The sequence below is a fragment of the Dankookia sp. P2 genome (assembly GCF_050632255.1).
In the GTDB taxonomy this organism is placed as follows: domain Bacteria; phylum Pseudomonadota; class Alphaproteobacteria; order Acetobacterales; family Acetobacteraceae; genus Paracraurococcus.
Map to the genome: position 1 here is coordinate 4,431,642 of NZ_CP192581.1, position 8,804 is coordinate 4,440,445.

The window sequence follows — 8,804 nt, forward strand, 5'->3', positions numbered from 1 at the left end:
CGGCATCGGCGCCATGGCGGCGCTGCGCTTCTACCGCGGGCAGCTCGGCCGGCTGCTGCGCCAGGTGGGGCGGGACCGGCGCTGGCGGGTGGAGCTGGCGGTGACGCCGGACCGCATCCGCTGGCCGACCGGATCGCCGATGCGGGGGCAGGGCGGCGGCGACCTCGGCCAGCGCATGGGCCGGGCGCTCAGGCGCCACCGCCGGGCGGTGCTGGTCGGCTGCGACATCCCGGGCCTCGGCCGGGCGGATGTCGCCGCGGCCTTCCGGGCGCTCGGCCGGGCCGATGCGGTCTTCGGGCCGGCGGAGGATGGCGGCTACTGGCTGGTCGGCCTCGGCCCACGCCGGCCGCCCACGCCCTTCGCCGGGGTGCGCTGGTCGAGCGAGCATGCGCTGGCCGACACGCTGGCCAATTGCGCGGGCCGCCGGGTGGCGCTGCTGCGACGGCTGCGGGACGTGGATACCGCGGCGGACCTCACGGCGGTCACCAAGCAGGACGGTTGGGGCGGGAAAAGTATTCGCTCCCCGAGCCCCACCCTTCCGTCCTGTGGGTCGGCTGCCACCGCGCGGCGTATGCCGGACCCGGGAAAATAGATGAAGGGCTGGGCGCGTGCGCCCAGCGGGAGAATATTGTCTCCCCGCCCCTTTTCAGCCCCGGCCCCGTCGCGCGGGGGCCGGCCGCGGCGCCGCGGAGGCCGGCGCCACCGCCCCGGCCGGGCGGCCCGCATCGAAGCCGAGGAAGCCGATATCCGGCTGCGCCGCGCCGCCATCCCCGGCCCAGAGCCGCGCGTTGCGCACCGTCGGCGCCGGCATCGGCATGGTGCGGTCGACCTCGCCCGCCGCAGGACGCGCCGCGGCGGCGGCCGCGGCGCCCCGCTTGCCCGCTTTGGCCGGCGCGGCCGGCGTCTCGTCCGGCGGCCCGGCGACACGGGTGCCGCCGCGCACCGAGAGCAGGTAGAACATGATCTCGTTGCGGCCCTGGTCGACCGCCGCATCGGTCGGCGTCAGGCCCAGCACGTTGCGCGCGTCGAGGTCGGCGCCGCGCGCCACCGCGTCGCGCGCGGCCGGCAGATCGCCACGGTTGATCGCATCAAACAGCGCCGCATTGGGCGAGAGCACCTGGGTCGGGTCGGCCGGGATCGGGTCGGGGGCGCGGCGGTTCTGCAGCCCGGGCAGCGCCGGCGGCGGCGGCCGGGTCGCGGTGCCCATGTCACGCGGCACCCGGCTGGTGGTGCTGCCGCGGCCGAACTGCGCCGCGGCCTCGCCCATCGGCAGGGCGGTCCAGGCGAGCAGGGCGAGCGGCAGGAGTTTGGTCAGGGCGCGCATGCCGCCTGCTTACTCCGGGTTCCGGTGCGCCGCCAGCTACCGGCAGCCATTCCCGCGGAAGGTGAAGCTGGCGACCCGCTGGTCACGCAGGGCGAAGGTGATGGCGCAGGTGCGGGTGATCACCAGCGGCGGGGAATAGATCGGCCCGCCGAAGCGGCGGTAGCGGCCGCCCCAGAACGGATCGCCGGGATAGATGGTGCTGGTCTGGTCCTCGTATTGCAGGAAGCGGTCGCCGCCGGCGGCATAGGTCGCGTTCGGCACGCCGAGCGCCTGGACCAGCTTCGCCTCGGTCTTGCCGACCAGCGGCTGCAGCCGGGCCTCGAGCGGCGGCTCGCTCGCGCAGGCCGCCAGGACCAGGGGCAGCAGCAGCAGCAGCCGTCGCATCAGCGTCCCTCCCGCCGCCAGGCCAGCACGGCGATGCCCAGCACCAGGGGCAGCGCCAGCCAGGGCGGCAGCAGCGGCATGGCGGCGATGCCGGTCACCGTGTGGTCGCCGTTACGCCGCAGCCCGATCCAGCCGCCCTGGCTCCCGCCTTGGGCATCGCGGCCGGGGCCGACCCGGCGCAGCTCCGGCAGCACCGGCTCGGGCGCGGTGCCGAGCCAGCGGACGCCGCCGCCGGTCGCCGTCAGGATCGGCGCGAGGCGGGCGGGGTCGGCGCGGAGGTCGGCGACCTCCAGCGGGTTGGCCGCCGCCGCGGCGACGAAGGCATTGCGGCGGCCGTCCGAGACCTGCCAGACGCCGGGCTGCTCGGCCGCCAGCTCCGCCGTGGCGCGGCCGCCGGGGCCCGGTTGCAGCGGGGCGCGGCGGGTGGTGCCATCGGGCGCGGTGACGGTGACTTCGGGCGGCGGCGCCGCCTCGACGCTGCGGCGCTGGACGTGCAGGCGGCCGGCCTCGATCCGCGCGGTCAGGTCCTCCTCCTCCAGCTCCGGCTCGCGCATCAGCCAATGGGCGGCGCGGCGCAGCAGCTCGGCCTGCGGCCCGCCGCCGTCATGGCCGCGCGACCAGAGCCAGATATGGTCCGACAGCAGCAGGGCGACGCGGCCTTCGCCGACGCGGTCCAGCACCAGCAACGGCGCGCCGCCGGCGGCTTCCATCACCGTCGTGCCGCTGCGCTGGTCGGCCCGCATGCTGCGATACCAGCGGCCCCAGGACGCCTCGTGCTGCTCGTCCGGATTGGCGCCGGTCAGGCCTTCGGTGACGGGATGGCGCGCGCCGAGTGTCGTCACCATCGGCCGGAAGGCGCCCTCCGCCGCGCCGGACATGCCTGCGCCTTGGCCCGCGCCGACCGCCGGCCGCGCCGGCAGCACGGCGCCGAGCGGCGTCGCGGCCAGGCTGACCGGCCCGGCGAATTCGGGACCCACCGACATCAGCAGCGCGCCGCCGCCGCGGACATAGTCCGCGATGTTGCGGAGATAGGCGGGGGGCAGGATGCCGCGATTGGCAAAGCGGTCGAAGACCACGAGGTCGAACTCGCGCAGCTTCACCTGGAACAGCTCGCGCACCGGGAAGGCGATCAGCGCCAGCTCGTTCAGCGGGGTCAGGTCATCCTTCTCCGGCGGGCGGAGGATGGTGAAATGCACCAGGTCGACGCCCGGATCGGCCTTCAGCAGGCGGCGCCAGGTGCGCTCGCCGGCATGCGGCTCCCCGCTCACGAGCAGCACCCGCAGCCGGTCGCGCACGCCGGTGACGGTGACGACGGCGCGGTTGTTGAGCTCCGACACCTCGCCCGGCCGCGCCTCGGCGGCAAGCTCGACCACGGTCGGGCCGCCGCGCTCGATGGGGATCTCGATGCGGTGCTCGCGGTTGACCGGGACGCTCTCGACGCGGGGCGGCGCGCCGTCGCGGCGGATGGAAAGCCGCGCCGCGCCTGCCGCGTTCGGCACGCCGAGGTCGTCCACCGCGACCCGCAGTTCGACGCTGCGGCCGACGATGCCGAAGCCCGGCGCCTCGATGACCCGGAGGCGCCGGTCGACCTCGCCCGGCTTGCCCGGCAGCAGGGCGTGGAAGGGCGCCTCGATGGGGAAGCGGCGGGCACGTCGTGCACCTGCCCGTCGGTCAGGGCGATGACGCCGGCCAGCCGGGCGCGGGGGATCTCCGCCAGCGCCTGCTCCATCGCGGCGAACAGGCGGGTGCCCTGGTTGCCGCCCTCCGGCACCTCCACCGTGCGCACTTCCAGCTCCGGCAGCCGGCCCAGGCGGGCTTCCAGCGCGGTGCGCGCCGCTTCGACCTGCGCCGCGCGGGTGCCGATGCGGGCGCTGTCGGAGCGGTCGACGACCAGCAGGGCGATGTCGGGGCGGGTCTCCCGCGTCTCCTCCACCAGGCGGGGATTGGCGAGCGCCAGCAGGATGAGCGCGAAGACCAGCGCCCGCAGCGGCGCGCCGCGGGCCCGCCGCCAGAAGGCCGGGACCAGCGCCAGCACCGCCACCACGGCGAGCGCGACAATCAGCCAGATCGGGACGACGGGGGAGAGGTCGATCCCGGCGAAGGCCTGCTGCATCTAGTTCCCCAGCCGCTCGAGGATGGCCGGCACATGGACCTGGTCGCCCTTGTAGTTGCCGGTCAGCGCGTACATCACGAGGTTGACGCCGAAGCGGTAGGCGAGGCTGCGCTGCCGCGTGCCGCCGGGGATGACGGCGAAGGGATTGTTGCCCCGCGCGTCGATCGCCCAGGCCGCCGCCCAGTCATGCCCGCCGAGGATGACCGGCGAGACGCTGTCATTGGCCCGGTCCTGGTCCCGCGCCACCCAGACCTGGCCGCCGGCGAAGCGGCCGGGCAGGTCGGGCAACAGGTAGAAGGACCGCTTGAGGACGTGGTCCTCCGACAGCGGCGCCAGCGGCGGGATGGCGAGGTCGCGGGTAACGCGGCGCAGCGCCGCGCGGGCGCCCGGCGCGAAGCCCTCGCCGCTGCCCTCGTCACGCGTGTCGAACAGGATGATGCCGCCGTGGCGCATGAAGTCGTTCAGCGCGACCACCGCGCCCGGATCGGGCTGCGCCGCATCCGGCAGGATGACCCAGTAGAGCAGCGGGTAGAAGGAGAGGTCGTCCTGCCCCGGCGTCACCGCGGCCGGGTCGGCCAGCGCCGCGGCGGTGCGGCGGTTGACGAAGTCCGACAGGCCGACGAGGCCCATCCGCTGGGTCTCGTCGATCGCGCTGTCGCCGGTGACGACATAGGCGAGCCGGGTGGCCAGCGCCGGGTCGCTCTCGGCCGCCGGCGCCCCTGGCGCCCTTTGGGCCTCGGCCGGCGCCGCGGCCAGCACCGCCAGCAGCACCGCGCCCACCTTTGCCAGCCGCGGGACGGCCAGCAGCCCGCGCAGCACCAGCCCGATCAGCAGGTCGGCGGCCAGCAGCAGCAGCGCCGCGGCCAGCAGCCAGGGCCCGAGGTCGCGCTCCGCCGGCACGCCGCCGATGGCCAGCGTCGCGGCGCCCGGCGGGGGCGGCGGCGCGGCGCGCGGCCCGGGGATCGCGCCACCGAGGTTCAGCGCCCGGCGATAGGCGGCATCGGCCGCATCCTCCTGGCCCCGCTGGCCCGGCGTGTGCCGTACCAGCCCGGCGGGTTGCGCGGCGAGGCGACGGTGGTCTCGATCGCCGAGGCGGCGACCGGCGCCGCGGCCGGCGGCGCGGCGCCGAGCCGGCCGAAGCCGTCCAGCAGCTCGAGCGGCGCCAGCGGCGCATCGCCTTCCTGTCCCTGGATGCCGGCCGAGAGTGCGACGATCCGCCGCAGCATCTGCACGAACAGGCCGGAGAGCGGCAGGTTCGACCACTCCGCATTGGCGGTGACGTGGAACAGCACCACGCGCCCCTTGCCACGCGATCTCGGCGGTCACCAGCGGCGTGCCGTCGCCGAGCCGCGCCCAGGTCCGCTCGGTCAGGCGGGGGAGGGCTCGGCCAGGACCTGCCGCTCCACCGTCACCTCCTCCGGCACCGGCAGGCCGAGGAAGGGCGAGTTCTCCGGGAAGGGCGCGAGGCGCTGCGGCTGCTCCCAGGAGAGCGAGCCGCCGAGCTGGCGCTCGGCGCGCAGCGGCACCGGCAGCAGCGGGTCCGGGCGCTCCGCCACGCGCGGGCCGGCGAAGCGGATCAGGGTGCCGCCGCGCTCCACCCAGCGGGTCAGCGCCTCGCGCTCGGCGCCCTCGGCCACCGGCCGGTCGGCCAGGGCCAGCACGGCGATCGGCCGGGCCAGCAGCCGGTCGAGCGGGCCGCGCCGCAGCTCGACGAAGGGGCGAGCGCGCGGTCGAGGTAGAAGAGATCGCCGATCAGCGGCGCGTCGGCGCTTTCCTCCTGCGGCGGCAGCAGGCCGACGGGGCGGCGGCGGAAGCGCTCGTCCAGCAGGGCGACGCCGCCAGCGCCGGTCTCCCCCTCGATCTCCAGCCGGACCACCTGGTTGCGCAGCTCGACCGGCAGCTCGAGTACCCCTTCGCCCTGCGCCGCCCCGGCGGGGATGGCGACGCTGGCCTGGGCGATGGCGCGGCCGTCGCCGGTGCGGGCCAGCACCAGCGCCTCGGTCGCGGTGGGCAGCGGCACCTGCTGGACGCGCAGGCGGAGCCGGTCGGCCTCGGCGACCGGCGGCGGCAGCAGGCGGGTCGGGCGAGCCTCGGCCATGGCCACGGTGAGGCTTCCTGCGCCGGCCAGGGCCGCCTGGAAGGGGCCGGCCGCCTCGGCGCCGTGCTCCACCCCGTCGCTGACCAGCAGGGTCGAGAGCGCGCCGGGATTGGCGCCGCGCCAGGCCTGGAAGGCGGCGAGCGCCGCGGCGCGGTCGGGCGCCCAGGGCTTGGGTCGCAGCGCCGCCAGCCGGGCGCGCAGGTCCCCGGCCGGCATCGGGCCGATGACGCGGGGCGGCTCGCCGGTCTCGGCAGGGGCGGTGGCGAGCAGCGCGGCGCGGCGGCCCTCGCGCCCCGCGCGGTCCAGCGCGCCGCCGGCCACGGCCATGCGGGCCGGCCAGTCGGCCGCGGCGGCCCAGCCATCATCCACCGCCAGCAGCAGCGTGCCCTGGCCGGCCGCGCCGCCGGCGCCGGGGCCGAGCACCGGCTGGGCGAGGCCGAGGATCAGCAGGGCGGCGGCGACCATGCGCAGCAGCAGCAGCCACCAGGGCGTCCGCGCCGGGGTTTCCTGGGCGACCGGCAGGTCGCGCAGCAGCCGCAATGCGGGGAAGGCGATGCGGCGCGGCGCCGGCGGCGTGACCCGCAGCAGCCACCAGAGGACGGGCAGCGCCGGCAGGGCGAGCAGCAGCCAGGGGGCGGCGAAGGCGATGGGGCCAAGACTTAGCATTGGGAAGCCGTGACGATAGCGGCGGGCATCCGGGCCGGAGCGGCAGGACCAGCGGCCACAACCCCGAATTGCGGAACCTGGTTGCCTTGCTGCATGACGGGGGTGCCCATGCGGTCAGCCCCTATTGTGGCGCGAGGGCCTGCCACAGGGCCAGCAAAGCCGTCTGTGGCGGCTGATCGACGTGATGGGTCATGAAGCCCCAGCCCGCGGCGGCGGCGATGGCGGCGATCCCCTCGCGGTGGTGGCGCAGGCGCTCGAGATAGACCGGGCGGGCCTCCTCGACCCTCGGCACCAGGATGGCCTGGCCGCCCGCGCCGCCCCATTCGAACAGGACACGCCCGGCATAGGCGCGGTTGCCCTGGCCGAGCGTCTCTTCCTCGGGGTCCAGCACCTGCAGGATGTGCCCGCGCACAGGCCAGGCGGCCAGCGCCGCGACCGCGGCATGGATCTCCGGCAGCGGCGCCATGAAGTCGCCGATCAGCACCGCCCGGGCATGGCGCGGCAGGCCGTGGTCCGGGGCAGGCAGGGCGCGCGACTTGGTGACGGTGGTCATGGTCTCGACCAGCGCGGTGAGCCCGGCCCGGCCGGCATGGCTGCGCCCGGCGCCGCCGATCAGCCGCACCCGTTCCCCGCCGCGCAGCGCAAGCGCCCCGAGCGCCGCGGTCAGCAGGTCGGCGCGGTCCCGCTTGGTCGGCCGGCCGGGGAGAAGACCCATTCCATCGAGCGCGAGGCGTCGGACCAGAGCGCGATGGTCTGCGCCGCCTCCCACTCCGTCTCCCGGATGAAGACGCGATCCGACTTGGCGCTTTGCCGCCAGTCGATCCGCCCGGCGGCATCGCCCGGCAGGAAGGGGCGGAACTGCCAGAAGGCGTCGCCCTGGCCGGCCCGGCGCCGGCCGTGGACACCCTGCAGCACGGTGGCGGCGACGCGGTCGGCGGCGACCACCAGCGGCGGCAGCCGGGCGCCGAGCGCTTCCGCGCGCAGCGCCGCGGCGCCGGGGGCGCGCCTTGCCCGGCCCTGCGCCGCCCGGGTCAGCCAAGCTGGGCCTTCAGCGTCTCGATCACGTCGGCGACCTGGATGCCCTCGGCCCGGGCGGAGAAGTTCAGCGCCATGCGGTGGCGCAGCACCGGCTGGGCCAGCGCCAGCACGTCCTCGACCGAGGGGCGAGGCGGCCGTCGAGCACCGCCCGCGCCCGGGTCGCCAGCATCAGCGCCTGGGCCGCGCGCGGGCCCGGCCCCCAGGCGAGTTGCTTCCGCACCATCGGATCGGCCGAATGCTCCGGCCGGGCGCCGCGCACCAGGCGGAGGATGGCGTCCAGCACGCCTTCGCCGACCGGGATGCGGCGGATCAGCGCCTGGGCGGCCATCAAGCTCGGCCGCGGTCAGCGCCCGCACCGGCCGCTCGTCCCGCGCGCCGGTGGTCGCCAGCAGCATGGCGCGCTCGGCGGCCTCGTCCGGATAGGTGATCTCGACCTCGAGCAGGAAGCGGTCGAGCTGGGCTTCGGGCAGCGGGTAGGTGCCCTCCTGCTCGATCGGGTTCTGGGTCGCAAGGACGTGGAAGGGCAGCGGCAGCGGGTGGACGTGGCCGGCGACCGCGACCTTCTGCTCCTGCATCGCCTGCAGCAGGGCGGACTGGGTGCGCGGGCTGGCGCGGTTGATCTCGTCCGCCATCAGCAGCTGGCAGAAGACCGGGCCGGGCAGGAAGCGGAAGGCGCGGCGGCCGTCCTCGGCCTCCTCCAGCACCTCGGAGCCGATGATGTCGGCCGGCATCAGGTCCGGCGTGAACTGCACCCGCCGGGCATCGAGGCCGAGCACCGAGCCGAGCGTTTCCACCAGCTTGGTCTTGCCGAGGCCGGGGACGCCGACCAGCAGGCAATGCCCGCCGGAGAGCAGGGTGATGAGCGTGTGCTCCACCACCTCCTGCTGGCCGAAGATGACGCGGCCGACCGAGATCCCGCACCCGCTGCAGGCGTTCGCCGAGCGCCTCGACCTCCGCCACCAGGGAAGCGGGGTCGCCGCCGGGGGAGGCTCCAGGGGTCGAGTTCCCGTTCATGCTGTCCTTCGTGGTCCCGGCCACTTCAATCATCCCAGACCCGATCCCTATATTGGCAGCGGCGCGTCCCTGGCGACGCCCCGGGGACATGACGTCACCCGGACGTGTGCGAGAGATGTGGATGGGCAAGCCTATGGCCAGGGGCGTCCCGGACAAAGCGGTGAATG

General features: G+C 75.9%; 11 protein-coding genes and 1 pseudogene. 1 reads left to right on the top strand and 11 read right to left on the bottom strand.

Annotated elements, in window-relative coordinates:
- Nucleotides 1-13: 13 nt before the first annotated feature.
- On the top strand, nucleotides 14-592 hold the full coding sequence (locus tag ACQ86J_RS26275; protein ID WP_431267851.1) for a TIGR04282 family arsenosugar biosynthesis glycosyltransferase: 579 nt from the start codon (nucleotides 14-16) through the stop codon (nucleotides 590-592).
- A 54-nt stretch (nucleotides 593-646) separates the two neighbouring features.
- On the opposite strand, the gene ACQ86J_RS26280 is transcribed toward ACQ86J_RS26275, so the two are convergent.
- From ACQ86J_RS26280 to ACQ86J_RS26330, 11 genes and pseudogenes are all read right to left on the bottom strand, one after another.
- Nucleotides 647-1,324 (bottom strand): hypothetical protein, encoded by a 678-nt coding sequence (locus ACQ86J_RS26280; protein ID WP_431267852.1) that lies wholly within the window; start codon nucleotides 1,322-1,324, stop codon nucleotides 647-649.
- A 36-nt stretch (nucleotides 1,325-1,360) separates the two neighbouring features.
- The gene (locus tag ACQ86J_RS26285) at nucleotides 1,361-1,708 is read right to left on the bottom strand and encodes a hypothetical protein (RefSeq protein WP_431267853.1); all 348 of its coding nucleotides are present in this window, start codon (nucleotides 1,706-1,708) and stop codon (nucleotides 1,361-1,363) included.
- Nucleotides 1,708-3,081 carry a hypothetical protein gene (locus ACQ86J_RS26290; RefSeq protein ID WP_431267854.1) on the bottom strand — a complete coding sequence of 458 codons (1,374 nt, stop codon included), beginning with the start codon at nucleotides 3,079-3,081 and terminating at the stop codon, nucleotides 1,708-1,710. Before ACQ86J_RS26290 ends, ACQ86J_RS26285 begins: the two co-directional genes overlap by 1 nt.
- Entirely contained in the window at nucleotides 2,973-3,821 is an 849-nt protein-coding gene (locus ACQ86J_RS26295; protein ID WP_431267855.1) for a hypothetical protein, read from the bottom strand. The genes ACQ86J_RS26290 and ACQ86J_RS26295 overlap by 109 nt, the downstream gene beginning before the upstream one ends.
- Nucleotides 3,822-4,721 (bottom strand): DUF4159 domain-containing protein, encoded by a 900-nt coding sequence (locus tag ACQ86J_RS26300; RefSeq protein ID WP_431267856.1) that lies wholly within the window; start codon nucleotides 4,719-4,721, stop codon nucleotides 3,822-3,824. It lies immediately after the preceding gene.
- Nucleotides 4,722-4,798: 77 nt separating this feature from the next.
- Entirely contained in the window at nucleotides 4,799-5,116 is a 318-nt protein-coding gene (locus ACQ86J_RS26305) for a hypothetical protein (protein WP_431267857.1), read from the bottom strand.
- Between the two features lie 72 nt (nucleotides 5,117-5,188).
- A complete protein-coding gene (locus ACQ86J_RS26310; RefSeq protein WP_431267858.1) occupies nucleotides 5,189-5,482 on the bottom strand; it encodes a hypothetical protein in 294 nt (97 codons plus the stop codon).
- Nucleotides 5,428-6,585: a BatA domain-containing protein gene (locus ACQ86J_RS26315; RefSeq protein WP_431267859.1), complete on the bottom strand. Its 1,158-nt coding sequence runs from the start codon at nucleotides 6,583-6,585 to the stop codon at nucleotides 5,428-5,430. The genes ACQ86J_RS26310 and ACQ86J_RS26315 overlap by 55 nt, the downstream gene beginning before the upstream one ends.
- Nucleotides 6,586-6,706: 121 nt before the next feature.
- Nucleotides 6,707-7,300: a hypothetical protein gene (locus ACQ86J_RS26320; RefSeq protein WP_431267860.1), complete on the bottom strand. Its 594-nt coding sequence runs from the start codon at nucleotides 7,298-7,300 to the stop codon at nucleotides 6,707-6,709.
- The gene (locus ACQ86J_RS26325; RefSeq protein WP_431267861.1) at nucleotides 7,249-7,530 is read right to left on the bottom strand and encodes a DUF58 domain-containing protein; all 282 of its coding nucleotides are present in this window, start codon (nucleotides 7,528-7,530) and stop codon (nucleotides 7,249-7,251) included. The genes ACQ86J_RS26320 and ACQ86J_RS26325 overlap by 52 nt, the downstream gene beginning before the upstream one ends.
- A gap of 86 nt (nucleotides 7,531-7,616) precedes the next feature.
- Nucleotides 7,617-8,637, bottom strand: a pseudogene (locus ACQ86J_RS26330) (AAA family ATPase).
- Between the last annotated feature and the right edge of the window lie 167 nt (nucleotides 8,638-8,804).